The 24,084-nt window shown below is 70.0% G+C and carries 23 protein-coding genes; 10 read left to right on the top strand and 13 right to left on the bottom strand.

Annotated features, from left to right (window positions below; genetic code table 11):
- Positions 1-9: 9 nt before the first annotated feature.
- The 3 genes from mutS to ACS5Q7_RS17735 all read right to left on the bottom strand — a co-directional run bounded on the left by mutS (position 10) and on the right by ACS5Q7_RS17735 (position 4,176).
- Positions 10-2,742, bottom strand: coding sequence for a DNA mismatch repair protein MutS (mutS, locus tag ACS5Q7_RS17745; RefSeq protein WP_478340595.1), 2,733 nt, complete (start codon positions 2,740-2,742; stop codon positions 10-12).
- A 107-nt stretch (positions 2,743-2,849) separates the two neighbouring features.
- Entirely contained in the window at positions 2,850-3,143 is a 294-nt protein-coding gene (locus ACS5Q7_RS17740) for a hypothetical protein (RefSeq protein WP_478340822.1), read from the bottom strand.
- Positions 3,144-3,288: 145 nt separating this feature from the next.
- Positions 3,289-4,176 carry an alpha/beta fold hydrolase gene (locus tag ACS5Q7_RS17735; protein ID WP_478340594.1) on the bottom strand — a complete coding sequence of 296 codons (888 nt, stop codon included), beginning with the start codon at positions 4,174-4,176 and terminating at the stop codon, positions 3,289-3,291.
- Between the two features lie 132 nt (positions 4,177-4,308).
- Here ACS5Q7_RS17735 and ACS5Q7_RS17730 point away from each other — a divergent pair, with 132 nt between their 5' ends.
- Positions 4,309-5,061 (top strand): SDR family oxidoreductase, encoded by a 753-nt coding sequence (locus tag ACS5Q7_RS17730; RefSeq protein WP_478340593.1) that lies wholly within the window; start codon positions 4,309-4,311, stop codon positions 5,059-5,061.
- A 124-nt stretch (positions 5,062-5,185) separates the two neighbouring features.
- Here ACS5Q7_RS17730 and ACS5Q7_RS17725 read toward each other — a convergent pair whose 3' ends face one another.
- The gene (locus tag ACS5Q7_RS17725) at positions 5,186-6,157 is read right to left on the bottom strand and encodes a polyprenyl synthetase family protein (protein ID WP_478340592.1); all 972 of its coding nucleotides are present in this window, start codon (positions 6,155-6,157) and stop codon (positions 5,186-5,188) included.
- A 42-nt stretch (positions 6,158-6,199) separates the two neighbouring features.
- Here ACS5Q7_RS17725 and mtgA point away from each other — a divergent pair, with 42 nt between their 5' ends.
- Positions 6,200-6,955: a monofunctional biosynthetic peptidoglycan transglycosylase gene (mtgA, locus tag ACS5Q7_RS17720; protein WP_478340821.1), complete on the top strand. Its 756-nt coding sequence runs from the start codon at positions 6,200-6,202 to the stop codon at positions 6,953-6,955.
- Here the strand turns inward: mtgA and ACS5Q7_RS17715 are convergent, their stop codons facing one another.
- Positions 6,956-8,194: an argininosuccinate synthase gene (locus ACS5Q7_RS17715; protein WP_478340591.1), complete on the bottom strand. Its 1,239-nt coding sequence runs from the start codon at positions 8,192-8,194 to the stop codon at positions 6,956-6,958.
- Positions 8,195-8,393: 199 nt separating this feature from the next.
- Here ACS5Q7_RS17715 and ACS5Q7_RS17710 point away from each other — a divergent pair, with 199 nt between their 5' ends.
- The 7 genes from ACS5Q7_RS17710 to ACS5Q7_RS17680 all read left to right on the top strand — a co-directional run bounded on the left by ACS5Q7_RS17710 (position 8,394) and on the right by ACS5Q7_RS17680 (position 15,170).
- Positions 8,394-9,020, top strand: a complete 627-nt coding sequence (locus tag ACS5Q7_RS17710; protein ID WP_478340590.1) for a DsbA family protein — start codon at positions 8,394-8,396, stop codon at positions 9,018-9,020.
- A gap of 56 nt (positions 9,021-9,076) precedes the next feature.
- Entirely contained in the window at positions 9,077-9,760 is a 684-nt protein-coding gene (locus ACS5Q7_RS17705; protein WP_478340589.1) for a DsbA family protein, read from the top strand.
- A 237-nt stretch (positions 9,761-9,997) separates the two neighbouring features.
- Complete coding sequence (locus ACS5Q7_RS17700; protein WP_243957510.1) at positions 9,998-10,570, top strand: F0F1 ATP synthase subunit delta; 573 nt, start codon at positions 9,998-10,000, stop codon at positions 10,568-10,570.
- Between the two features lie 59 nt (positions 10,571-10,629).
- Complete coding sequence (atpA, locus tag ACS5Q7_RS17695; protein WP_478340588.1) at positions 10,630-12,162, top strand: F0F1 ATP synthase subunit alpha; 1,533 nt, start codon at positions 10,630-10,632, stop codon at positions 12,160-12,162.
- A gap of 128 nt (positions 12,163-12,290) precedes the next feature.
- Positions 12,291-13,181, top strand: a complete 891-nt coding sequence (locus tag ACS5Q7_RS17690) for a F0F1 ATP synthase subunit gamma (protein ID WP_478340587.1) — start codon at positions 12,291-12,293, stop codon at positions 13,179-13,181.
- Positions 13,182-13,223: 42 nt separating this feature from the next.
- Positions 13,224-14,681, top strand: coding sequence for a F0F1 ATP synthase subunit beta (gene atpD, locus ACS5Q7_RS17685; RefSeq protein ID WP_243957524.1), 1,458 nt, complete (start codon positions 13,224-13,226; stop codon positions 14,679-14,681).
- An 87-nt stretch (positions 14,682-14,768) separates the two neighbouring features.
- On the top strand, positions 14,769-15,170 hold the full coding sequence (locus tag ACS5Q7_RS17680; protein ID WP_478340586.1) for a F0F1 ATP synthase subunit epsilon: 402 nt from the start codon (positions 14,769-14,771) through the stop codon (positions 15,168-15,170).
- A gap of 58 nt (positions 15,171-15,228) precedes the next feature.
- Here ACS5Q7_RS17680 and ACS5Q7_RS17675 read toward each other — a convergent pair whose 3' ends face one another.
- The 8 genes from ACS5Q7_RS17675 to ACS5Q7_RS17640 are packed head-to-tail and all read right to left on the bottom strand — an operon-like array spanning position 15,229 to position 22,704.
- Entirely contained in the window at positions 15,229-16,467 is a 1,239-nt protein-coding gene (locus ACS5Q7_RS17675; protein ID WP_478340585.1) for a CCA tRNA nucleotidyltransferase, read from the bottom strand.
- Positions 16,464-16,721 (bottom strand): DUF6111 family protein, encoded by a 258-nt coding sequence (locus tag ACS5Q7_RS17670; protein ID WP_243957530.1) that lies wholly within the window; start codon positions 16,719-16,721, stop codon positions 16,464-16,466. Before ACS5Q7_RS17670 ends, ACS5Q7_RS17675 begins: the two co-directional genes overlap by 4 nt.
- 57 nt (positions 16,722-16,778) lie before the next feature.
- Entirely contained in the window at positions 16,779-17,456 is a 678-nt protein-coding gene (locus tag ACS5Q7_RS17665) for a CoA pyrophosphatase (RefSeq protein ID WP_478340584.1), read from the bottom strand.
- Positions 17,453-18,037 carry a DUF1285 domain-containing protein gene (locus tag ACS5Q7_RS17660; RefSeq protein ID WP_478340583.1) on the bottom strand — a complete coding sequence of 195 codons (585 nt, stop codon included), beginning with the start codon at positions 18,035-18,037 and terminating at the stop codon, positions 17,453-17,455. The genes ACS5Q7_RS17665 and ACS5Q7_RS17660 overlap by 4 nt, the downstream gene beginning before the upstream one ends.
- A gap of 45 nt (positions 18,038-18,082) precedes the next feature.
- The gene (locus tag ACS5Q7_RS17655; protein WP_478340582.1) at positions 18,083-18,502 is read right to left on the bottom strand and encodes a PaaI family thioesterase; all 420 of its coding nucleotides are present in this window, start codon (positions 18,500-18,502) and stop codon (positions 18,083-18,085) included.
- Between the two features lie 18 nt (positions 18,503-18,520).
- Positions 18,521-20,974, bottom strand: a complete 2,454-nt coding sequence (hrpB, locus tag ACS5Q7_RS17650; protein WP_478340581.1) for an ATP-dependent helicase HrpB — start codon at positions 20,972-20,974, stop codon at positions 18,521-18,523.
- Positions 20,975-21,016: 42 nt separating this feature from the next.
- Positions 21,017-21,526, bottom strand: a complete 510-nt coding sequence (locus ACS5Q7_RS17645; RefSeq protein ID WP_342163321.1) for an OsmC family protein — start codon at positions 21,524-21,526, stop codon at positions 21,017-21,019.
- A gap of 56 nt (positions 21,527-21,582) precedes the next feature.
- Positions 21,583-22,704 (bottom strand): aminotransferase class I/II-fold pyridoxal phosphate-dependent enzyme, encoded by a 1,122-nt coding sequence (locus ACS5Q7_RS17640; RefSeq protein WP_478340580.1) that lies wholly within the window; start codon positions 22,702-22,704, stop codon positions 21,583-21,585.
- An 81-nt stretch (positions 22,705-22,785) separates the two neighbouring features.
- Here ACS5Q7_RS17640 and ACS5Q7_RS17635 point away from each other — a divergent pair, with 81 nt between their 5' ends.
- Positions 22,786-24,024, top strand: a complete 1,239-nt coding sequence (locus tag ACS5Q7_RS17635) for an adenosylmethionine--8-amino-7-oxononanoate transaminase (RefSeq protein WP_478340579.1) — start codon at positions 22,786-22,788, stop codon at positions 24,022-24,024.
- The last annotated feature ends 60 nt before the right edge of the window (positions 24,025-24,084 follow it).

Genomic DNA, 24,084 nt, shown 5'->3' with positions numbered 1-24,084 from the left:
CGAATGCAATCAGCCTGGAACGCGCGCCTCCTCCCGCTCGCGCTTCAGCCGGTAGAGGGCGTCCAGCGCCTCGCGCGGGGTCAGCGCATCGGGGTCGATGGAATCGAGCAGGAGGGCGAGCTTGTCCTCCGGCGGTTCGCTCGGCGGTTCCGGCGGCGGCGGGGGGTTGATCGCCGCGAAAAGGGGCAGATCGTCGATCCGCGCCCTGGCCGAGCGCCCACCCTGCGACTTTTCCAGACTCTTGAGGATCGCCCCGGCCCGCGTGACCACGCTCGACGGAAGGCCGGCGAGGCGGGCCACCTGAAGCCCGTAGCTGCGCTCGGCGATGCCGGGCACAACCTCGTGCAGGAAGACGACGCCGCCCCGGTGTTCCGCGACCTTCAACGTCGCGTTATCGATCCGGGGAAGCCGGTCGCCGAGCGCCGTCAGTTCGTGGAAATGCGTGGCGAACAGGGCCCGGCAGGCATTGGCCTCGTGCAGGTGTTCGAGGCACGCCCAGGCGATGGAGAGGCCGTCGAAGGTGGCGGTGCCGCGCCCGATCTCGTCCAGGATCACCAGGGAGCGGCGGGTCGCCTGATTGAGGATCGCGGCGGTTTCGACCATCTCGACCATAAAGGTCGATTGCCCGCGCGCGAGGTCGTCGGCGGCGCCGACGCGGGAGAACAGGCGGTCCACCCGCCCGATCCGCGCCGAGGCGGCGGGCACGAAGGCGCCCATCTGCGCCAGCACGACGATCAGCGCGTTCTGGCGCAGGAAGGTCGACTTGCCGCCCATGTTCGGGCCGGTGATCAGCCGGATGCGGCCCCGCCCCTCGCCCGAGAGGTCGCAATCGTTGGCGATGAACGGTTCGCCCGTTCGCCGCAGGGCCGCCTCCACCACGGGATGGCGCCCGCCCGCGATGTCGAACGACAGCGAATCGTCCACCACCGGCCGGCGCCAATCGCCCTCCACCGCCAGGGCCGCATGGCTCCCCGCTACGTCGAGGGAGGCCAGCGCATCCGCCACCGCGTTGAGGCTCGCCGACGCCGCCACGACGGCGGAAGCCAGATCGTCGAACACCTCGCCTTCCAGGGCGAGCGCCCGGTCGGCGGCGCCGGAGATCTTGCGCTCCAACTCGCCGAGTTCGACGCTGGTGAAGCGCATCGCATCCACCATCGTCTGGCGGTGCACGAACTCCTTCTGCAACCCCTTGAGGCAGGCTTCGCCGACCGATTGCGGCACTTCGATATAATAGCCGAGCAGATTGTTGTGCTTGATCCGCAGGGTCCGGCAGCCGGTCTCCTCGGCGTAGCGCGCCTGAAGCGCCGCCACGACCTTTCGCGAATCCTGCCCGAGCAGCCGCGCCTCATCGATCTCGGCCAGGAAGCCCGGCCGCACGAAGCCGCCATCCCGCCGGGACAGCGGCAACTCGTCCGCCAATGCGGCGCCGAGCGTCGCGCCAAGGTTGGGATCGACGCCGGACAGGGCGCGGCCGATTTCCGTCAACGCCGAGGGAAGGTCGGAGGCCGCGCGGAGCGTGTCCGCGATCCGCAGGGCCGCGGCGAGGCTGTCGCGCACCGCCGCGAGATCACGGGGGCCTGAACGGCCGAGGCCGATCCGCGAGAGGGCGCGCGGCAGGTCCGGCGCGGCGGCCAGGGCCTCGCGGCAGGCATGGCGAAGCGAGGCATCCTCCACGAGCCGCGCAACGGCATCCTGCCGCCGGGCGATGCGATCGAGGTCGGTGAGCGGCCCCGCGAGGTGTTCCGCCAGGAGGCGCGCGCCGTTCGCCGTGACCGTACGGTCGATGGTGGCGAGGAGGCTGCCGGTGCGCTCGCCAGAGAGGGTGCGGGTGAGTTCGAGGTTGGCCCGCGTCGCCGCGTCGATGGCGAGCGTGGCGCCGGTCTCCTCGCGGCTCGGCACGGCGAGCGGTGCGCGGGCGGCGAGCTGCGTGCGGGCGATGTAGAGAAGGCCCGTCCCCGCCGCCGCGATCTCCGCCCGGCTGAATCGGCCGAACCCGTCGAGAGTCGAGACGCCGTATTGCTCGCGGATGCGCCGCTCGGCCGCCGCCGGTTCCAGTTCGGCCTGGGCCAGCGGCACCACGGCGGCCTTCGTGTCCTGCCACAGGCGCGCGAGGGCCGGATCGGCGTGGATCGCCTCGGACAGCACGATCTCGCGGGGATCGTGCCGGGCGACGGCGCCCGCCAATTCGCCCGCCGGCACCTCGCTCAAGGAAAACCGGCCGGTGGAAATGTCGATGGCGGCGAGCCCGTACACGTACCCGCTCTCGGACGCCTTCTGCCGGCCGATGGCGAGCAGCAGGTTGGCGCTCGCGGGATCGAGGAGACGGTCCTCGGTGATGGTGCCGGGGGTGACGAGGCGCACCACCTCCCGCCGCACCACGGATTTCGGGCCGCGCTTCTTGGCCTCGGCCGGATCCTCGGTCTGCTCGCAGACGGCGACCCGGTGCCCGAGGCCGATCAGGCGGTTGAGGTAATCGTCAGAGTGCTCCACCGGCACGCCGCACATCGGGATTTCGGCGCCCGCGTGCCTGCCGCGCTTGGTCAGCACGATGCCGAGGGCCCGGGACGCGATCTCTGCATCCGCGAAGAACAGCTCGTAGAAATCGCCCATCCTGTAGAACAGGAGGCAATCCGGGTTGGCCGCCTTGATCTCGATGTACTGCGCCATCATCGGCGTGGCGCCGGCCGGGTCGAGGCTGCCCGTTTCCGGCGGCGGCTGGGGGATACGAGGTGTGCGGCCCATGCCGCCTTCCTACCAGAGCCCCGGCTCCGAATCAGTCCCGCCGCCGCGCTTGCCTGGGGACGTCGTGGCCCGGCACGCAAGGCGCCGGGCCATTCCTTATCGGATAATCAGTAGCGCGGGCCGCCCGTGGTGTTGCCGAGCTGCTGCGCCCGGCCCGGCATCGCCGGGTTGCGGGCGTTCGGATTGCCATGGCGCATGGTGTTCATACGGCGCATCCGGCGCTCGTGCCGGGTCGAGTGGTGACGGTGCATCCGGTGATGGTGGTGGCGGTGCATCACCACGGTTTCCAGGAGGCTGTCCTGCGCGAGGCCCGGCTGGACCGGAGCGGGAGCGGCCTGGGCCGAACCGGTGAACAGCGCGCCGAGCACGAGGCCAGCAGCGAGAGAGGTACGAAAAGAGATCACGACGGTCCTCCGGACGAAAATGTCTGGCGGCGGCGTAAGGATATGGAGCAGCGAGAAGTTCCGCTTAAAGATGCAAAAAGAAATTGGTGTTCGAATGCGTATGTCCGGGATTAAATCCCGGCACCGAAGTCGAGACCGCTATTCAGGCCCTATCCGCAGCCTCGAAGAAGCTTCCGAGCGCCGACGATACGGCGTCCGGCTCCTCGTGCTGGATCCAATGGGTCGCGTCGGGAAACCAGCGGATACGCCCGTCGTCGCACAGGCGCAGGCTCGCTTCGGCGAGACCGGGCTGGAGGGCGTGGTCGCGCTTTCCCCACAGGATCAGCGTCGGCATGCGGACGCGCGGCGCATCCCGGCGCGGCAGCTTCACCAGGGCGCGGTACCACGCGAGCATCGCGGTCATGGCGCCGGGCCTGGTCCATTCCCAGGCATAGGCGTCGAGGTCGGCCTTCGAGAACGTGTCCCTTCGGCTGGTGCTGACGAGCGCGCGGCGCAGCGCCTTCGCATCGTCGGCGATGAGCCATCGTTCCGCGACGCCTCGGAACTGGAAGAACCCGACATAGAGGCTGCGCAGCCACTGGCCGGGATGCTGGCGGATATAGGCGCCGACCACGCCCGGATGCGGGGCGTTCAGGATCGCGAGGCGGAGTATGTGTTCGGGGTGGAAGCTCGCCACCCACCACGCGACGAGCCCGCCCCAATCATGGCCCGCGAGATAAAGCCGTTCGGCCCCGCAGGCCCGTCCGAGGGCGACGACATCCTCGGCCAGACGGTCGAGGTGATAGGCCTCGATGCGCTTCGGTCTATCGCTGAGGCCGTAGCCGCGTTGATCCGGCACGATCACGCGGAACCCTGCTGCGGCCAGCGGCCCGACCTGCCGGTGCCAGCCGGCCGCGCTTTCCGGGAAGCCGTGGAGCAGGATCACCACCGGGCCGTCCGCCGGTCCGGCTTCGCCGACATTGAGCGTCACCGTGCCGAGGTCGACGCGGCGGAACGCAAGGCCGTGGGTGGTTGAAGGACGAGGTGTCATCACCCCTCTCGACGCGTCGTCCCGCCAAGCGTTCCAGCGGGCGACAATCCGGACCGTTCGCGACTCCAGGCGATTGCGTGCCGCGCAAGGCTCGCTCTACAGCCAGTCCATAACGAGAACCGGGAGGACGGAATGAGCGCAACGGGCAAAATCGCGATCGTGACGGGCGCGGGCACCGGCGTCGGTAAGGCAGCTTGCGTCGCACTGGCCGGCGCCGGCTGGAAAGTCGTGCTCTCCGGGCGCCGCCGCGAGCCCCTGGAAGAGGTCGCCGGGTTGATCGGCACAGAGAACGCCCTCGTCGTCCCGACCGACGTCACCGATCCTGCCTCGATCAAGGGTCTGTTCGACGCCACGGTCGAGCGCTTCGGCCGGCTCGACATGCTGTTCAACAATGCCGGGATCGGCGCACCCGCCGTACCGCTGGAGGATCTGCCGCTGGAATCATGGCGCCAGGTCGTGGACACGAACCTGACCGCGATCTTCCTGTGCACGCAGCACGCGTTCCGCATCATGCGCGATCAGACCCCACGCGGCGGACGCATCATCAACAACGGCTCGATCTCGGCCCATGCCCCACGCCCGAACTCCATCGCCTACACGGCGACCAAGCACGCGGTGACGGGCATCACCAAGTCGACCTCGCTCGATGGCCGCGCCTACGACATCGCCTGCGGCCAGATCGACATCGGCAACGCCGACACGGCAATGGGCGGCCGGATGAAACAGGGTGTCCCGCAGGCCGATGGGAGCGTCCGCGCCGAGGCCGTGATGGACCCGCTGCACGTCGGAGACGCCATCCTGATGATGGCCAACCTGCCCATCGAGGCGAACGTGCAGTTCATGACCGTGATGGCGACGAAGATGCCGTTCGTCGGGCGGGGGTGAACGATACCCGTCATCGCGAACAAAGTGACGCGATTCAGGGCAGCGGGACGGTTCCGAACCGTGGCGGATCCCTGGATTGCTTCGCTGCGCTCGCAATGACGACAGCGCGCGGGGAGGTCGACCCTCAGGTCTTCCGCGCCACGGTGAACCGCGCCGCGTCGCGCAGGACGCGGGCGCCCTCGCCCCACTGGGACACCGCATCCTCGCAGACCGCCACCAAGCGGTCGCACTCCGCGCGGGCGCCATCCAGGCCGAGGCGGTCCACCAGGGTCGCCTTGCCGGCATCCTTGTCCTTGCCGGTCGCCTTGCCCATCGCCTCGGGTGAGGCCTCGCGGTCGAGGATATCGTCGGCGATCTGGAAGGCCTGGCCCAGGGCGTGGCCATAGCGCAGCAGGGCGGCGCGCTGCGCCGTGTCGGCCCCGCCGACCAGGGCGCCGGCTTCCACCGAGAAGGCCAGGATCGCGCCGGTTTTCATCGCCTGCATCCGCAGGGTGTCGTCCACGTCGAGGTTCACGGCGCCGAAGCGGCCCTCGGCCGTGAGATCGAGCAACTGTCCGCCGACCATGCCGCCGAGGCCCGACGCGCGGGCGAGACCGAGGACCAGGTCGGCGCGGATCGCCGGATTAGGCTGCCACGCCGGATCGGCCACCACCTCGAAGGCCAGCGTCTGAAGGGCGTCGCCGACGAGGATCGCGGTCGCCTCGTCGTAGGCCTTGTGCACCGTGGGCTTGCCCCGGCGCATGTCGTCGTTGTCCATCGCCGGCAGGTCGTCGTGGACGAGGGAGTAGCAATGCACCAGCTCGACGCCCGCGCCGGCCGCCAGCGCCGCCGCCTCGGCCCCGCCGAGCATCTTCGCCGTCTCGATGGCGAGGAAGGGCCGCAGACGCTTGCCGCCGCCGAGCACCGCGTGGCGCATCGCCTCCATCAGGCGCGGCGGGCGGGTGATCTCGCCGGGACCGGTTTCCTCGCCCAGCCGCTCCACAAGGAAGTCTTCCACTTGCTGCGCAACCTGCGCGAGCCTGTGGGAAAAGTCGTTCGCGGAAGAGTTCGCCTTGACCGGACGGGCGTCCGAGGGCGTTGAGGGGTTCGGGTTCATCGGGCGTCGCGTCCGGATCTGGCCGTGCGGAGTGAGTCGAGCATCGGCGTGAGGGAGGAAAAGATCAGGGCCGAAAGGCTGTTGGAGGAGGCGCAACCGGGGCGACCGCTCGCCCGGCCGCGACGGGCGGCGCCGTTGCGGCGGCTGGTCGGGCTGCTGCTGCTGGTGCCCGCGCTAATTGTCGTCATCGTGCTCACGTTGGCGCTCGTCTATAGCGCGGTGACGCCGCCGTCGACTCTCATGCTTGGCCGTTGGTTGACGCTGCAACCGGTGGACCGGCAGGCCGTCCCCCTGGCGCGGATCGCGCCCGCCCTGCAACTCGCGGTGCTCACGTCCGAGGATCAGCGCTTCTGCCTCGACCACGGCGTCGATTTCGGCGCCATCCGCGATGTCGTGGAGGACGAGGATTCCCCCTCGCGCGGCGCGTCGACCATCGCCATGCAGACGGTGAAGAACGTGTTCCTGTGGCCGGGGCGGTCCTACATCCGCAAGGCGGTCGAGATCCCGCTGGCGCTCGCCCTCGACACCCTGTGGGGCAAGCGGCGGATGATGGAGATCTACCTCAACGTCGCCGAGTGGGGGGACGGCATCTACGGGGCGCAGGCGGCGAGCCGCTACTGGTTCCACAAGGACGCCGCCGACCTCACCCGCCAGGAGGCGGCCCTGCTCGCCGCCGTGCTGCCGAACCCGATCCTGCGCAGCGCCGGCCGCCCCTCCCCCGGCGTGCGCCGACGGGCGGCGCGCATCCAGGGGATGATGGGGCGGACGGAGGGTCTGGCCGCCTGCCTGCGGCGGTGATCAGCCCTCGCGCTTCTTGCGCTGGGCCAAGGTACGCAGGCGCAGGGCGTTGAGCTTGATGAAGCCCGCCGCGTCGCGGTGGTCGTAGGCCACGGCGCCCTCCTCGAAGGTCACGAGGTCCTGATCGTAGAGGGAGTGCGGGCTTTCCCGGCCGATAACGTGGATGCCGCCCTTGTAGAGCTTCAGCCGCACGGTGCCGGTGACCTTCTCCTGGCTCTTGTCGATGAGCGCCTGGATCATCTCCCGCTCCGGCGAGAACCAGAAGCCGTTGTAGATCAGCTCCGCGTATTGCGGCATCAGCTGGTCCTTCAGATGCGCCGCGCCGCGATCCAGGGTGATCGATTCGATGGCCCGGTGCGCCGGCAGCAGGATCGTGCCGCCGGGCGTCTCGTACATGCCGCGGCTCTTCATGCCGACGAAGCGGTTCTCCACGAGGTCGAGGCGCCCGATGCCGTTCGCGCGGCCCAATTCGTTGAGCTTGGCGAGCAGCGTGGCGGGCGACATCGCCTCGCCGTCGATGGAGACGGCATCGCCCCGCTCGAAGCCGATGGTGACGATGGTCGGCTGGTCGGGCGCTTCCTCCGGTGAAAGCGTGCGCGAGTAGACGTAATCCGGCACCTCGACGGCCGGATCCTCCAGCACCTTCCCCTCGGAGGAGGCGTGGAGCAGGTTCGCATCCACCGAGAACGGGCTCTCGCCGCGCTTGTCCTTGGCGATCGGGATCTGGTGCTGCTCGGCGAAGGCGATCAGCTGCTCGCGGGAGCGCAGGTCCCACTCGCGCCAGGGGGCAATGACGATCACGTCGGGCTTCAGGGCGTAGTAGCCGAGTTCGAACCGGACCTGATCGTTCCCCTTGCCGGTGGCGCCGTGGCAGACGGCATCGGCGCCGACGCGCTCGGCGATCTCGATCTGCTTCTTGGCGATGAGCGGCCGGGCGATGGAGGTGCCGAGGAGGTAGACGCCCTCGTAGACCGCGTTCGCCCGGAACATCGGGAACACGTAATCGCGGACGAACTCCTCGCGGAGGTCCTCGATGTAGATGTTCTCCGGCTTGATGCCGAGCAGCTCGGCCTTGCGGCGGGCGGGCTCGAGCTCCTCGCCTTGGCCGAGATCGGCGGTGAACGTCACCACCTCGCAGCCATAGGTGGTTTGCAGCCACTTCAGGATGATGGAGGTGTCGAGGCCGCCCGAATAGGCGAGCACGACCTTCTTCACGGCAGGCTTGGCGGGATCGGTCATGCGACGTCCGGTAACGGGAGGGCGTGGATCGCGGCGGCTTATCGCGGGCGACACGCGCCTGCAACCGGCATGCCGTCTTGAGCGTATGCCCCTGTGAGGATGGGCGCGAATCGACACGCCGGACGCCTTGAGCCCTGGCGTCGACGGCCCAACTTGGCCAGAGCGATACCCTTGAGACGCACACCGAGAGGCCGAACAGATGGCGCGCCAGCCCGTGTTGGAGTTCTGGTACGAATTTGCCTCGACCTATTCGCACCTCGCGGCACAGCGCATCGAGGCGGCGGCGGAGAAGGCCGAGGTGAGCGTGCGCTGGCGACCGTTTCTCGTCGGCCCGCTCTTCGCCTCGCAGGGTTGGACGACGTCGCCGTTCAACCTGTTCCCGGCCAAGGGCCGCAACATGTGGCGCGACCTCGAACGCCAGGCGGCGACCTACGGATTGCCGCCGATCACCAAGCCCGACCCTTTCCCGCAGAACAGCCTGAACGCGGTGCGGGTGGCGATCTTCGGGCAGGATCAGGACTGGCTGGTGCCGTTCTCGAAGGCGGTGTTCTCCGCGAGCTTTTCGCAGGGGCGCTCCATCTCCGAGCCGGCGGCCGTGGTCGCGATCCTCGATTCGCTCGGCCTCGACGGGACGCAGGTCCTGAAGGCCGCCGCCTCCGACACGAACAAGACGAAGCTCCGCGTCAGCGTGGAGGAGGCCCGCTCGCGCGGCATCTACGGGGCGCCGACCTTCCTGACCGACGATGGCGAATTGTTCTGGGGCAACGACCGCCTCGAACAGGCTTTGGCCTGGGCCAGCGGCGACCGGCCGCCCGGCTTAAGGTGATGCGAACCGGCCGATGGCCATAAATGCGCCATCTGACGCCGCTCGGTTCCGCAGCCATGATGATGACCCGTCGCCGCCTCCTCGCGGCCTCCGCCGGCCTCGCCCTCGCGGGCCCGGCCGCCGCACAATCCTACGGCCAGCGCGTCGCCGTCACGGGCGATGACGGGAAGGCGGTGGCTAACTCGATCCTCCCCGGCGAGATCACCGGGCAGATCCCCGCCCTGCGCGGCGTGACCTATGCCGGGCCGAAGGACGGCGAAACGGTCCTCTACGAGTTCTTCGATTTCAATTGCCCCTGGTGCCGGAAGGCCGCTGCCGACGTGGTCGCCCTGCACGAAACCGATTCGACCCTGCGCATCGGCCTCGTCCACAACCCGATTCTGTCCCCGGAATCGGCGCAGGCCGCCAAGGTGACGCTCGCCGTGCAGCGCAAGCTCGGCTCGGCGGCGGCGTTCGGCTTCTACCGGACGCTCCTGTCGAAGCCCGGCCGCATCGACGGCCCCGGCGCGCTGACCGCCGCGACGGCCCTCGGCGTGCCGCAGGCCGAGATCGAGGAGATCGCCGACAGCGACGAGGTGCGCCTCGCCCTGCGCAGCCACATGCGGATGGCGGCCGATCTCGGGCTCTACGCGACGCCCTCCTACGTCCTCGGCAATTCCGGCATCCTCGGCCATCCCGGCGCGAAAGCGATGGCCAAGATGATCGCCAGCACCCGCCGTTGCGACCGGCTGGCGTGTTGAAAACAACGTAAAACCCGTCGTCACACTTCTGCCGCCCTGTCGCGCAGCCGCCAGCGTCGCCTTGCGCCCATCCGCTGAGCCATGCTAGGCGGTCGCCGCGCCGGACGGGGGTGATGGAAGTCCTGTCCGATCCCGGCGCGATCCAAAAACCATTGCCCAGGGCCGAAAGGTCTTGCGCAGCGCGCGGACGGGCTTCAAACACCCGGCCACGCGGGCAACGAGAGAAGAGAGCGACGGGTGGCGCAGAACGGTTCCGAGGCTGGTCCCCTGGTCGCAGGCGTGTCGGGCCGGTACGCTTCCGCCCTCTTCGAGCTCGCGCGGGACGAGCGCCAGCTTGACGCGGTGGCCGAGGCCCTCAATCAATTCGACGGGTTGCTCAAGGAGAGCGCGGATCTCCGCCGCCTCGTGCGCAGCCCGGTCTTCAGCGCCGAGCAGCAGGAAGCCGCGATCAGCGCCATCCTGGAAAAGGCCGGCATCACCGGGCTCGCCGCGAACTTCATCCGCCTCGCGGCCGCGAACCGCCGGCTCTTCGCCCTGCCGGGCATGATCGCCGCCTTCCGCTCGCTGGTTCAGGATTCGAAGGGCATCGTCCGCGCCGAGGTGCGTGTCGCCGAGAAGCCCTCCGATGCGCTGATCGAGGAGATCAAGGCGTCGCTGAAGGACGTCGCGAAGGCCGATGTCGACATCGACCTCGTGGTCGATCCGAGCCTGATCGGCGGCCTCGTCGTGAAGATGGGCTCCCGCATGGTCGACGCCTCGCTCAAGACCAAGCTCAACGGTATCCGCCTCGCGATGAGGGCTGCGCGCTAAGCGCGCCACCACCCCGCGACCCGCAATTCGACAGACGCTAAAGCCACAGGGGCACGAGCATGGACATCCGCGCCGCCGAGATCTCCGCGATCCTCAAGGACCAGATCAAGAACTTCGGTGAGGAAGCCGAAGTCTCCGAGGTCGGTCAGGTTCTCTCCGTCGGTGACGGCATCGCCCGCGCCTACGGCCTCGATAACGTTCAGGCCGGTGAGATGGTCGAGTTCGAGTCGGGCGTCCGGGGCATGGCCCTGAACCTCGAGCAGGACAACGTCGGCATCGTGATCTTCGGCTCCGACCGTGAGATCAAGGAAGGCCAGACCGTCAAGCGCACCGGCTCCATCGTGGACGTGCCGGTCGGCAAGGGCCTGCTCGGCCGCGTCGTTGACGCCCTCGGCAACCCGATCGACGGCAAGGGCCCGATCCAGTCCACCGAGCGTCGCCGCGTCGACGTGAAGGCGCCGGGCATCATCCCGCGCAAGTCGGTGCATGAGCCAATGGCAACGGGCCTAAAGGCCATCGACGCCCTGATCCCGGTCGGCCGTGGCCAGCGCGAGCTGATCATCGGCGACCGCCAGACCGGCAAGACCGCCATCGCCCTCGACACGATCCTGAACCAGAAGCCGGGTCATACGGCGGGCGGCGACGAAAAGTCGAAGCTGTTCTGCATCTACGTCGCCATCGGCCAGAAGCGCTCGACGGTGGCCCAGTTCGTGAAGGTCCTCGAGGACCAGGGCGCCCTGGAATATTCCATCGTCATCGCCGCCACCGCCTCGGACGCCGCGCCGATGCAGTTCATCGCCCCGTTCGCCGGCTGCGCCATGGGCGAGTACTTCCGCGACAACGGCATGCACGCCGTGATCGTGTACGACGATCTGTCCAAGCAGGCCGTCGCCTACCGCCAGATGTCCCTGCTGCTGCGCCGCCCGCCGGGCCGCGAGGCCTACCCGGGCGACGTGTTCTACCTCCACAGCCGCCTGCTCGAGCGCGCCGCCAAGATGGGCGACGCCGCCGGCAACGGCTCGCTGACCGCCCTGCCGGTCATCGAGACCCAGGCCAACGACGTCTCGGCCTACATCCCGACCAACGTGATCTCGATCACCGACGGCCAGATCTTTCTAGAGACCGACCTGTTCTACCAGGGCATCCGCCCGGCGGTGAACGTCGGCCTCTCGGTGTCGCGGGTGGGCTCCTCGGCCCAGACCAAGGCGATGAAGAAGGTCGCCGGCAAGATCAAGGGCGAGCTGGCGCAGTACCGCGAGATGGCGGCCTTCGCGCAGTTCGGCTCCGATCTCGACGCCTCGACCCAGCAGCTGCTGAACCGTGGCTCGCGCCTCACCGAGCTCCTGAAGCAGCCGCAATTCTCGCCGCTGAAGATGGAAGAGCAGGTCGCGGTGATCTACGCTGGCGTGAACGGCTACCTCGACAAGATGCCCCTCGCGAAGGTGCGCCCGTTCGAGGAGCAGCTGCTCAGCACCCTGCGCAGCAAGCACAAGGACCTGCTCGATTCGATCGCCGCCTCGAAGGACCTCTCGGACGAGAACGCCGGCAAGCTGAAGAGCGTCGTCGAGAGCGTGGCCAAGTCGGTCGCCTGACCCAAGACCCTCTGATCCCGGGATCGCCCGGGATCAGGTTTGCGCTCGCCTGACCGGGGCGGGCACGATCCGCCTCCTCCCTCCGCGAGGGAGGAGAGGCCCCTAGGAACGGACCTGGACCTCACTCGATGGCGAGCTTGAAGGACCTGCGGAACCGCATCACCTCGGTGAAGGCGACGCAGAAGATCACCAAGGCCATGCAGATGGTCGCCGCGGCCAAGCTGCGCCGCGCCCAGATGGCCGCCGAGGCAGGCCGCCCCTTCGCCGAGAAGATGTCCGGCGTGCTGGGCAACCTCGCCGGCAACATGATCGGCGGGAACAACGCGCCGAAGCTCCTCTCGGGCACCGGCGCGGAGCAGGTGCACCTGCTCGTCGTCTGCACGGGCGATCGCGGCCTCTGCGGCGCGTTCAATTCCTCGATCGTCCGCCTCGCCATCCGCGAGCATGCCCTGAAGCTTCAGGCCGAAGGCAAGACGGTCAAGTTCATGACCGTCGGCAAGAAGGGTCTCGACCTCCTGCGCCGCCAGTACCGCGACCAGATCGTGGAGAGCATGGACATCCGCGGCAACAAGCCGGTGGATTACGCCTTCGCCTCCGAGATCGCGCAGAAGATCGTCGCGCGCTTCGATGCGGGTGAGTTCGACGTGGCGACGCTGTTCTTCGCCGAGTTCCGCTCGGTGATCTCGCAGATCCCGACCGCGCAGCGCCTCATCCCGGCCGAGCTTCCGGCCACGACTGAGACGACGGCCAAGCCCGGTGGCAACGCCGCGCTGGAGTTCGAGCCCTCCGAGGAAGCGATCCTGGAGACCCTGCTGCCGCAGAACCTCGCGGTGCAGGTGTACCGGGCGCTCCTGGAGAACGCCGCCTCCGAGCAGGGCGCCCGCATGAGCGCGATGGATTCCGCCACCCGCAACGCGGGGGAGATGATCAAGAAGCAGACGCTGGTCTACAACCGGACCCGTCAGGCGATGATCACCAAGGAGCTCATCGAAATCATCTCCGGCGCCGAGGCCCTCTAAGGGTATCGGCACCGTCCGCACAGATTGAAGGGTAGGCAGACAATGGCGAACACCGCACTCCCCGGCGCCGGCTCGAACAAGGTCGGCAAGATCACCCAGGTCATCGGCCCCGTGGTCGACGTGCAGTTCGAGGGCCACCTGCCCGAGATCCTGAACGCCCTGGAGACCAAGAACAACGGCGCCCGCCTCGTCCTCGAGGTCGCCCAGCAGCTCGGTGAGAACACCGTCCGCTGCATCGCCATGGACACGTCCGAGGGCCTGACCCGCGGCCAGGAGTGCACAGATACCGGCGAGCCGATCAAGGTGCCGGTGGGCATGAACACCCTCGGCCGCATCATGAACGTCATCGGCGAGCCGATCGACGAGCTCGGCCCGGTGCAATGCGACACCTACCGCGCCATCCACCAGCCGGCCCCCTCCTACGCCGACCAGTCGACCGAGGCGCAGATCCTTGTCACCGGCATCAAGGTGGTGGACCTGCTGGCCCCCTACTCCAAGGGCGGCAAGGTCGGCCTGTTCGGCGGCGCCGGCGTCGGCAAGACCGTGCTCATCATGGAGCTGATCAACAACATCGCGAAGGTGCACTCCGGCTACTCGGTGTTCGCCGGCGTCGGTGAGCGCACCCGCGAGGGCAACGATCTCTACCACGAGATGATCGAGTCCAAGGTGAACGTCGATCCGAAGGAGCATGGCGGCTCGGCCGAAGGCTCCAAGTGCGCCCTGGTCTACGGCCAGATGAACGAGTCCCCCGGCGCCCGCTCCCGCGTGGCCCTTACCGGCCTGACCATCGCGGAGCAGTTCCGCGACGAGGGCCAGGACGTGCTGTTCTTCGTGGACAACATCTTCCGCTTCACGCAGGCAGGTTCCGAGGTGTCGGCGCTTCTCGGCCGCATCCCCTCGGCGGTGGGCTACCAGCCGACGCTCGCCACCGACATGGGCGCCCTGCAGGAGCGCATCACCACCACCAACAAGGGCTCGATCACCTCGGTGCAGGCCATCTACGTGCCGGCCGACGATCTGACCGACCCGGCGCCCGCCGCCTCGTTCGCCCACCTCGACGCCACGACCGTGCTGTCGCGCTCGATCGCCGAGAAGGGCATCTACCCGGCCGTGGATCCGCTGGACTCCACCTCGCGCATGCTCTCGCCCGCCATCCTCGGCGAGGAGCATTACGACGTGGCCCGCCGCGTCCAGCAGACCCTGCAGCGCTACAAGGCCCTGCAGGACATCATCGCGATCCTGGGCATGGACGAGCTGTCCGAAGAGGATAAGCTCACCGTGGCCCGCGCCCGCAAGATCGAGCGCTTCTTCTCGCAGCCCTTCACGGTGGCCGAAGTGTTCACCGGCTCGCCGGGCGTGCAGGTGCCGCTCGAGGACACCATCAAGGGCTTCAAGGGCCTGGTGAACGGCGACTACGACGACCTGCCCGAGGCCGCCTTCTACATGGTCGGCACCATCGAGCAGGCCCAGGAGAAGGCCAAGAAGCTCAAGGCGGCGTAAGCCGGCAAGTCGTCCCCTCCCCGCTCACGGGGAGGGGCCACGCTTCCCGTGATCGGGAAGAGAGCTTGAGGCGGGAATTCTGAGACGATGGCCACCTTCCACTTCGATTTCGTCGGCCCCGAGCGGACGCTGTATTCCGGCGAGGTGAACGCCGTTCAGTTGCCCGGCATCGAGGGCGAGATGACCGTGATGGCGGGGCACGCCCCGGTCCTCACCTCCCTTCGGGTCGGCGTCATCGTCGTCACCGAGAGCCAGGGCTCCGGCAAGCGCATCTACGTCCGTGGCGGATTCGCCGATATCGGGCCGAAGGGCGTAACGGTCCTGGCCGAGCGCGCCGCTCCCATCGAGGAGCTGAACGCCGCGTCCCTCGATCGCGACATCGAGGCGGTCCAGATGCAGTACGACGCCACCGAGGATCTGCAGAAGCGCGAGGATCTGAATGCTCAGATCGTGCAGCTGCGCGAGACCAAGGCGCTCCTGAAGCTCTGAGCTTCGCCGCATCGTCGGATTTTTGTAGCGTCCCCGTCCAATCGGCGGGGACGTTTTTTTATGGGCGCGCGGCCTTCAGCGCCCGCGCCAGCAGGGCTTGGCGCGCGGCATCATCCTCCGGGCATCCGAGCGCCAGCCATTCGGCCTTCGCCGCCGCGAGGCCCTTTCCGATGGCGCGGCCGGGGGGAAGACCCTCTTTGATCAGATCACCGCCGGTCAGGGGGAAGACCGGATCGCTCGTCCCGTCCGCCAAGCGCGCGGCTTCCGCCAAGGCGGCTTCGTCGGGGCGCGGGCGGGGCTCGCCCGCGAGAATCGCCAACGTCTCCGCCACCATGCGTCCGCCATGGACGGACGCGAGGGCACGGACGTCCTTCGGGCCCAGCGCCTCACGCCCGTGGAGTGTCGCGAGGAGCGCGGCGTAGGTGTCCAATTGCGCCGTCTCGGCATTCGAGAGGCGCAGGCTGTCGCGCAGGCGCAGCTCGTCGTGGGCGGCGTGCACGCACAGCGCCGAGAGCCGCATCGTGGCCCCCTGCCCTGCCGCCGTGCTGCGGGCGAGGCGCCCCAGTTCCGCGACGCCGCCACTGATCCGCTGCAACAGACCCGTCCCGGACAGCAGCGTCACCACGGGGACGCAGCCGGGGGCGAGCAGCAGCTTCAGGAATTCGCTGCGCACCCGCTCGCGGGACAACCCGTCGATTGCATCACGGGCGGCGATGCAGGCGGCGAGCGCCTGCCGATCCGGCTCGGCCTCGGCGAAGCGGGCGTGAAAGCGGAAGAACCGCAGGATGCGCAGGGCGTCCTCGCGGATGCGCGTCGCCGCCTCGCCGATGAAGCGGACGCGGCCGGCGCGCAAGTCGTCCAGACCCCCCACCGTGTCGTGCAGCGTCCCGTCCGCGCCGAGGGACAGGGCGTTGATGGTGAAGTCGCGCCGGGCGGCGTCCTGCGCGAAGTCGCCGCCGAACCGCACCACCGCGTGGCGCCCGTCCGTCTCTATATCCTCCCGGAGGGTCGTGACCTCGATGGGCTCCTGCGGCGTCACCACGGTGATCGTGCCGTGCTCGATGCCGGTCGGCACGGCCTTCAGCCCGGCGCGGCGCGCGTGCTCCATCACCGCCTCAGCCCGGAGCGTCGTCGCGAGGTCGATGTCGGAGACCGCCGAGCCCAGCAGCGCATCGCGCACGCAGCCGCCGACGAGGCGTGTCTCCTCACCGGGCGCGGCAAGGGCGGCGAGGGTGGCGCGCACGCCGGGCCGGGCGAGGAGCGCCGCCGGACCCGCCGTGTCGAGGCTGCGGCTCACCGGAACTGCCCCGGCACGAGGCGCCCGTTCTCCATATGCGGCGGCACGTAGCCGGTTTCGCTGCGGGTCGAAAACAGGCCCTCGTAGACGAGGGAGGCGATCACCACGAACAGCCCGGCCAGGACGAGCCGCGTGCCCTGCCTGGTCCAGTGGTGCAACCGGAACGGATTGTGCCCCGTCACCACAAGCAGGACGAGGAACAGGCCGAAGGGAATCAGGAAGAGGCCGAACTCTTCGATGAAGCGGCGAAGCATGGATGTGTCGGCTTGAGGATGTTTCGCGGGGCGAAAGGCTGCGATACGAAAGCGAGACTAGCGCGGCCGGTCTCCGCTGTCGCCGGAAACCGGTGGATCCTCGGGATAAAGCCGCTCGCGCAGGTTATTGAGGATGCCGGCGGTGACGCCCCAGATCAGCCGCTCGCCGAACGGCAAGGCGTAGAACCAGCGCTGCCGCCCCTTCCATTCCCGCGATTGAAGGACGTACCGCTCCCGGTCCATCAGGAAGGAGAGCGGCACCTCGAACACCTCGGCGACCTCGGTGGGGTTCGGGCGGAACGGCGCGGAGGGCGCGGCGAGGCCGATGACCGGCGTGACGAGGAATCCCGTGCCCGAGAGATAGGGGTCGAGATAGCCGAGCACCCGCACGTCCTGCGGCGCCAGGGCGATTTCCTCCTGCGCCTCGCGCAAGGCGGCCTCGGCGGGTCCCGGATCGGTCGGGTCGATCTTGCCCCCCGGCAGGGCGACTTGGCCGGAATGGTCGCGCAAGCCGCTGGCGCGCTGCGTCAGCACGAGGGCGGGGCCCTCGGGACGGTGGAGCACCGGTAGCAGCACCGCCGCCCGGCGATGGGGCGGGGGTGGAATCACCGCCGCGCCGTCCGGATCGATGCTGTGGTCGCCGCGCGGGTTCGAGGTCGGATCGTCCGGGCCGGGCGGCACGCGCGAGAGGCCCGCCTCGGCACGGGCCAGGAAGTCGGAGAGGGCTGCGGTCACGCTTGGTCCACCGGAGCGATCCGGTGGAACGTGCCCCCGGCCGCGATCCCGAGCCAGGCTTGGCCGTCGATCTCACGCTCCTCGGCGAGCTCCACGAGGTCGTAGGTCAGGGCGCGGGTCACGAGCGCCCAGAGGCCGCGCCGGACATGGAGGTAGGGCTTCAGCCCGCCCTCCGAATCCTGCTCGAAGCGCAGGGCATGGTCGGCATCGAGGCGCACGAGGTCATCGACGTTGGTGCGGAAGGCGATGCTGCGCTCCGGCCCCTCGCCCTCCACCGCCATCTCGACGGCGAGGAACGGCGCGTCTTCCACAACGATGCCGACGCTTTCCACGGGGGTGACGAGGACGGTGCGTCCGTCCTCCTCGCGCCGCAGGATCGTCGAGAACAGGCGGACGAGCTTCTCCCGGCGGATCGGGGAGCCGTTATGGTGCCATGTCCCGTCGGCGGCGATGCGGATGTCGATCTCGCCGCAATAGGGCGGGTTCCATTGCTCGACCGGCGGCAGGCCGCGCTTGGGCAGGGTGCCGAGGGCCGCGCTCAGGCGGCTGAGGGCCGGATCGGGGGCGGCGTCTTCGCTCATCGCTGCAAGATAGCGCCGAGCGGGCGCCTCAACCATGGGCGAGCCTCAGCCTTTGCGGCTGCGGAGGATCTTCCACACGCCATCCGCCGTGGCGACGAGGCGTTCGCCGTCGCGGACTTCGCCGCGCATGAAGACCAGGGAGCCGGTGCGCTTCACGACAATGGATTCGCAGGTGAGCCAATCGTCCATCCGGCCCGCCTCGAGGAACTTCATCTCGAGCTGGATCGTCACGCAGCTCGCCCCGTCCGCCGCCGCCATGGCGGTCACGCCCATGGCGCGGTCGGCAAAGCTCATCAGCATGCCGCCATGCACGACGCCGATGAGGTTGGCGTGCTTCTGCGAGGCGCGGAAGGCGTAGACGCCATCGCGCACGTAGAGCGGCCCGACCGTGGCGATGAAGCCCTCGTCCTCGATATGGACCCAGCCCGAGGCGGCGGGGTCGTCGCGTTCCGTCGTGTCGGTCATCGCATCCTCGTGGGTGACTCAGGTGCCCCGTGGCTTTGCCCGGCGGGTCGGCGCCTCGGCCAGGGGATCCTCCGGCCAGGGGTGGCGGGGGTAGCGCCCGCGCATCTCGGCGCGGACGGCGGCCCACGATCCGCGCCAGAAGCCCGGCAGGTCGCGGGTGATCTGGATCGGGCGCTGGGCCGGCGAGAGCAGGTGCAGCACCAGCGGGCGCCCCCCGGCGCTCGGGTGCCTGTCGAGGCCGAACAGCTCCTGCACCCGCACCGACAGGGCGGGCTCCTCGGCGGCGTAATCGATGGCGATGCGCGAGCCGGTCGGCACTTCGACATGGGTGGGGGCGGCGGTGTCGAGGCGGGCGCGCAATTCCCAGGGCAACAGGCCGTGGAGGGCGTTGGCGAGGTCGTCGGCGGTGATCGCCCCGAGGCTCGTGCGGCCGACGATCGACGGCGCGAGCCATTCGCCCGCTGTGGCGGTGAGCGTGGCGTCCGAGAGGTCCGGCCACGCCTCGCCTTCAGCCGCGTGAAGGAAGTTCACGCGGGCGCGCCATTGCGAAAGGGCCGATGTCCAGGGCAACCGCTCGATCCCGAGCCGGGCGATGCCCTCGGCCAGGATCGCCGCCGAAGCCTCGTCGGCCGGAACGGGCAAGGTCTTCTCGCCGAGATTCACCGCGCCGAGGCGGCGCACCGAGCGGGCGCGCAGCGAGGCGGCTTGCGAATCGAACGTGACTTGCGTGACCGCCTCGATCCGCTCCGCGAACAGGGCCTCGATTTCCTCGGCCGCGATGGCGGCGGCGGCCAGGATACGCGCGTTGGCGGCACTTCCCGCCAGATCGGCCACGACGATGTATTGTCCGCGCGCCAGCGGGCTCGCGGCATCGAGCCGCCCGGCCCGGCCGCTCGCCATCACGAACTCGCCCTCGCGGCCCCTGGCGCGGGCGACGCGATCCGGAAAGGCCAGCGCCAGGAGCGGCCCCGCCGGGCTGGGCTCGGACGGTCCGCCCGCGCCCGCGATGCGCGCCCAGTTCTCCGCGAGGCGGCGCATGTCCGTCGCCCGGCCGCCCCGGTCGCGGGCGAACCGCTCGACGCGCTCATCGAGATCGACGGCATCGCCGCCGAGGCCGCGCTCCACCAGCACCGCCGCCAGATTCGCCGCCGCCCGGCCGCGTCCGTCTTGCGCGGCCGTCGCCACCATCCGCGCGAGGCGGGGCGGCAGCGGCAGGGCGCGCAGGCGCCGGCCGATCTCGGTGAGGCGCCCGTCGGCATCGAGGGCGCCGAGCCCGTCGAGCATGGTGCGCGCCTCGGCGAGCGCCGGGGCCGGCGGCGGATCGAGGAAGGCGAGGTTGCGCGGGTCGGGCACGCCCCAGGCGGCGCAATCGAGGAGCAACCCGGCGAGGTCGCTCGACAGGATCTCCGGCTTGGCGAAGGCCTCCAGGGCGCCGTTGCCGGCCTCGGCCCACAGGCGCCAGCAGATGCCGGGTTCGGTGCGGCCCGCGCGGCCCCGGCGCTGGTCCACCGCCGCCCGCGAGGCCCGCGCGGTGACGAGGCGGGTGAGGCCGAGGCCGGGCTCGTAGACCGGCACCCGCGCGAGGCCGGAATCGACCACGATGCGCACGCCCTCGATGGTCAGCGAGGTTTCGGCGATGGAGGTGGCGAGCACCACTTTGCGCTGGCCGGGGGGCGCGGGGCTCACCGCCCTGTCCTGCTCGGCCGGGGTGAGCGCGCCGTAGAGGGGCGCCAGGATCACCTCCGGCCCGACCTTTCCGGCCAGAGCCTCTGCCGTGCGGCGAATCTCGGCCTGACCCGGCAGGAAGACCAGAACCGATCCGGGATCGGCCCGCAGCGCCCGCAGCACCGCTTCCGCGACGCTGTCCTCGATCCTGCGATTCGGATCGCGGTCGAGGTAGCGGGTCTCCACCGGGAAGGCGCGGCCCTCGGAGGCCACGACCGGCGCGTCGTTCAGGAGCCCCGCCACCCGCGCCCCGTCGAGGGTCGCAGACATGACGAGGATGCGCAGATCCTCCCGCAGGCCGCCTTGGGCGTCGAGGGCCAGGGCGAGGCCGAGATCGGCATCGAGGGAGCGTTCGTGGAACTCGTCGAACAGCACCGCGCCGATGCCGGTGAGTTCGGGATCGTCCAGGATCATCCGGGTGAACACGCCCTCCGTGACCACCTCGATCCGGGTGCGCGCGGAGATCTTGGAGCCGAGGCGCACGCGCAGGCCCACCGTGCCGCCGACCTCCTCGCCCAGCGTCTTCGCCATTCGGGCGGCGGCGGCCCGCGCCGCGAGGCGGCGGGGCTCCAGCAGCACGATCTTGCCCTTGCCGAGCCAGGGGGCGTCGAGCAGGTCGAGGGGAACGCGCGTGGTCTTGCCGGCGCCGGGGGGCGCCACGAGCACGGCGGCGTTGCGGGCCGCGAGGGCTTGTCGGAGATCGGGAAGCGCCGCCTCGATCGGCAGCGCGTGGTGCGGGTCGGCCATCGCCGCCGCTGATGCAGCGGCGCGGCCGTCCGCGCAACCTCCTCAGGCGGTGGTGAGCGCCACCGACAGGGCCGGCTTGTGGTTCAGGGTCTGGAACACGACGCAGTAGCGCTCGGTGAGCTTCAGGAGCTGCGCCAGCTTCTCCTCCGAGGCGTCGGTGTCGAGGGTGAAGGACAGGCGGATATCGCGGAAGCCGACCGGGGCCTCCTTGTCGACGCCGAGCGTGCCCCGGAAATCGAGATCGCCCTCGGCCGAGACGGTGCCCGCGCGCAGGGGGATTTCGAGGGCGGTGGCCACGGCCTTCACCGTCACGCCCGCGCAGGCGACGAGGGCTTCGAGCAGCATGTCGCCGGAGCAGAGTTCGGCGCCGGATCCGCCGGTCGCCGGGTGCAGACCGGCCACGGCCAGGGCGCGGCCGGTCTCGACCTTGCAGGCGATGCTGCTGTCGTCCAGCGTGCCCTTCGCCTTCAGGGTGATGACGGCCGAATCCGGGGCGTTGCGATACTGGTCCTTGAGGGGGGCCTGGAGGCTGCGCAGGGTCGTGGCGTCCATGGGGTTCGTTTCCTCTCTCTGGTTGGTGCCTCGCGTAGCGCCTCGCGAAGCCGGGCTCAACCGGTGGTGAACCGCGCCACCGCCTCCGCGAGGGCGTCGACCTGCGATTCGCTGTGCGCCGCCGAGAAGGCCACCCGCAGCCGCGCCGTGCCGGCGGGCACCGTCGGTGGGCGGATCGCCACCACGAGGAAGCCCTCCGCTTCGAGCTTCGCCGACAGGTCGAGGGCCTTCTGCGCGTCGCCGACGAGAACCGGCACCACGGCGCTCTCGGCCTCGGGCAGGCCGAGCCGGGTGGTGAAGCGGCGGGCGAGCAGGATCGGCCTGGCGCCGCGCTCCGGCTCCTCTTCGAGGATCGCCAGGGCTTCCAGCGCCGCCGCCGCCGAGGCGGGGGGCAGGCCCGTCGTGTAGACGAAACTGCGGGCGCGGCTGGTCAACAGGTCGATCACCGGCTGCGAGGCGCAGAGATAGCCGCCATAGGAGCCGAGCGACTTCGACAGCGTGCCCATTTCGAGGGGGGCACGCGGGCCGTCCTCGACCATGCCGAGGCCGTGCGCATCGTCCACCAGGGTCCAGGCCTCGTGGTCCCGTCCCACGGCGAGGATGTCCTGCATCGGCGCCCGGTCGCCATCCATGGAGAAGACGCGCTCGGTCAGGATCAGCGCCCGTCCGTGGGCGGCCCGCTGGGCGCGCAGAATCGCCGCGAGGTCGGCGACGTCGTTGTGGCGGAAGGTGAGCACCGTCGCGCCAGAGAGCCGCGCCCCCGCCCACATGCAGGCATGGGAGAGTTCATCGAGAAGGACCAGATCGCCCCTGCCCGCGAGGGCCGGGGTGATGCCGAGATTGGCGAGGTAGCCGCTGCCGAAGACGAGGGCCGCGTCCTTGCCCTTGTGCGCCGCGAGCCGGGCTTCGAGGGCGGCGAGCACCGCGTGGTTGCCGGTGACGAGGCGCGAGCCCCCCGCCCCGGCGCCATGCGCCCCCAAAGCCGCCTGCGCCGCCGCGATGACACGGGGATGGTGCGACAGGCCGAGATAATCGTTGCACGAGAACGAGACGAGCGCCCGCCCTCCCCGCGCGGCGGCGGCCTCTGGCCCGCGCCCGGTGATCGTGAGCCGCCGACGCAGGGCGCCGGCTTCGAGCGCGGCGAGCTTGTCCTGCGCGAAGGCATCGAGGCTGTTCATGGGGGCGAGAAGCCAGGGCGGCGGGGTGGCGTCAAGGCTCCGGCGGTTGACCCCGGCGGCGGCTCTGTCCATCCCCCGCCCATGACCACGCATCTCTGGCGCCCCTACACCCAGATGAAGCACGCCGCCCCGCCGCTGGAAGCGGTGGCGACCGAGGGCACGCGCATCCGCCTCGCCGACGGGCGGGAACTGGTGGACGGCATCGCCTCGTGGTGGACGGCGGTGCACGGCTACAACCACCCGCACATTGCCGAGGCGGTGTCGCGCCAGCTCGCCGCCATGCCCCACGTGATGTTCGGCGGTCTGACCCATGCGCCGGCCGAACGGCTCGCCGCCCGCCTCGCCGCCCTGCTGCCGGGCGATCTGAACCACGTCTTCTTCAGCGATTCGGGCTCGGTGGCCGTCGAGGTCGCGCTGAAGATGGCCGCGCAATACTGGCTGAACCGGGGGGTTGCCGGCCGTACCCGGGTGCTCGCCTTCCGGGGCGGCTACCACGGCGACACGATGGGGGCGATGTCGGTCTGCGATCCCGACGAGGGGATGCACCGCCGCTTCGGCGCGTACCTGCCCGAGCAGATCTTTTGTGACCTGCCGCGCACCGCCGACCAGACAGACGCTCTCGATGCCGCGCTGGCCCGGCACCGCGATACCCTCGCGGCGGTGATCGTGGAGCCGCTGGTGCAGGGGGCGGGCGGGATGCTGATGCATCCGCCCGAGGTACTGGCGACCATCGCCCGGCTCGCGGCCCGGCACGGACTGCCGCTCATCGCGGACGAGATCTTCACCGGGTTCGGCCGCACGGGCACCCTGTTCGCCTGCGAGCAGGCCGGCATCGTGCCCGACATCCTCTGCCTGTCGAAGGCGCTGACCGGCGGCACCATGGCGCTCGCCGCCACGGTGGCGCGCTCCGGGATCTTCGAGGCCTTCTGGTCCGACGACCCGGCGGCGGCGCTGATGCACGGCCCGACCTTCATGGCGAACCCGCTGGCCTGCGCCGCCGCCAATGCCAGCCTCGACCTGTTCGAGCAGGAGCCGCGCCTTCCCCAGGCCCGCGCCATCGGCGCGCGCCTCGCGGCGGGGCTCGCGGACCTGAGGGGCAAGCCGGGGGTGGCGGATGTGCGGGTGCTCGGCGCCATCGGATGCGTGCAATTCGCGCAAGCGCCGGACCTCGCCGCCCTCAAGGAACGGCTGCTGGCGCGGGGCGTCTGGGTGCGCCCGTTCGGCGACATCCTCTACCTGACGCCCGCCCTCACCATCGCCGAGGCCGATCTCGACCGGCTGATCGCGGCCGTGGTTGAGACCGTGCGCGAAAATCGCTGATCTCGTACGCGAGAGGTGCCTCGGGCCTGCAACTACAGGGCGTTTGTCCCGTTGGGCTTA

Source organism: Methylobacterium sp. Gmos3 (genome assembly GCF_056430985.1).
The sequence above is the reverse complement of the archived record's forward strand: the minus strand, read 5'-3'. Positions and strand labels throughout refer to the sequence as shown.

What these genes read in the sequence shown, in the direction of transcription:
- ACS5Q7_RS17710 (WP_478340590.1), top strand. Translation starts at nt 8,394, where the DNA reads ATGGCGCGCCAGCCCGTGTTGGAGTTCTGGTACGAATTTGCCTCGACC.
- ACS5Q7_RS17705 (WP_478340589.1), top strand. Translation starts at nt 9,077, where the DNA reads ATGATGATGACCCGTCGCCGCCTCCTCGCGGCCTCCGCCGGCCTCGCC.
- ACS5Q7_RS17735 (WP_478340594.1), bottom strand. Translation starts at nt 4,176, where the DNA reads ATGACACCTCGTCCTTCAACCACCCACGGCCTTGCGTTCCGCCGCGTC.
- ACS5Q7_RS17715 (WP_478340591.1), bottom strand. Translation starts at nt 8,194, where the DNA reads ATGACCGATCCCGCCAAGCCTGCCGTGAAGAAGGTCGTGCTCGCCTAT.
- ACS5Q7_RS17660 (WP_478340583.1), bottom strand. Translation starts at nt 18,037, where the DNA reads ATGAGCGAAGACGCCGCCCCCGATCCGGCCCTCAGCCGCCTGAGCGCG.
- ACS5Q7_RS17680 (WP_478340586.1), top strand. Translation starts at nt 14,769, where the DNA reads ATGGCCACCTTCCACTTCGATTTCGTCGGCCCCGAGCGGACGCTGTAT.
- mutS (WP_478340595.1), bottom strand. Translation starts at nt 2,742, where the DNA reads ATGGGCCGCACACCTCGTATCCCCCAGCCGCCGCCGGAAACGGGCAGC.
- ACS5Q7_RS17730 (WP_478340593.1), top strand. Translation starts at nt 4,309, where the DNA reads ATGAGCGCAACGGGCAAAATCGCGATCGTGACGGGCGCGGGCACCGGC.
- ACS5Q7_RS17635 (WP_478340579.1), top strand. Translation starts at nt 22,786, where the DNA reads ATGACCACGCATCTCTGGCGCCCCTACACCCAGATGAAGCACGCCGCC.
- ACS5Q7_RS17655 (WP_478340582.1), bottom strand. Translation starts at nt 18,502, where the DNA reads ATGACCGACACGACGGAACGCGACGACCCCGCCGCCTCGGGCTGGGTC.
- ACS5Q7_RS17640 (WP_478340580.1), bottom strand. Translation starts at nt 22,704, where the DNA reads ATGAACAGCCTCGATGCCTTCGCGCAGGACAAGCTCGCCGCGCTCGAA.
- ACS5Q7_RS17725 (WP_478340592.1), bottom strand. Translation starts at nt 6,157, where the DNA reads ATGAACCCGAACCCCTCAACGCCCTCGGACGCCCGTCCGGTCAAGGCG.
- atpA (WP_478340588.1), top strand. Translation starts at nt 10,630, where the DNA reads ATGGACATCCGCGCCGCCGAGATCTCCGCGATCCTCAAGGACCAGATC.
- ACS5Q7_RS17670 (WP_243957530.1), bottom strand. Translation starts at nt 16,721, where the DNA reads ATGCTTCGCCGCTTCATCGAAGAGTTCGGCCTCTTCCTGATTCCCTTC.
- ACS5Q7_RS17690 (WP_478340587.1), top strand. Translation starts at nt 12,291, where the DNA reads ATGGCGAGCTTGAAGGACCTGCGGAACCGCATCACCTCGGTGAAGGCG.
- ACS5Q7_RS17645 (WP_342163321.1), bottom strand. Translation starts at nt 21,526, where the DNA reads ATGGACGCCACGACCCTGCGCAGCCTCCAGGCCCCCCTCAAGGACCAG.
- atpD (WP_243957524.1), top strand. Translation starts at nt 13,224, where the DNA reads ATGGCGAACACCGCACTCCCCGGCGCCGGCTCGAACAAGGTCGGCAAG.
- hrpB (WP_478340581.1), bottom strand. Translation starts at nt 20,974, where the DNA reads ATGGCCGACCCGCACCACGCGCTGCCGATCGAGGCGGCGCTTCCCGAT.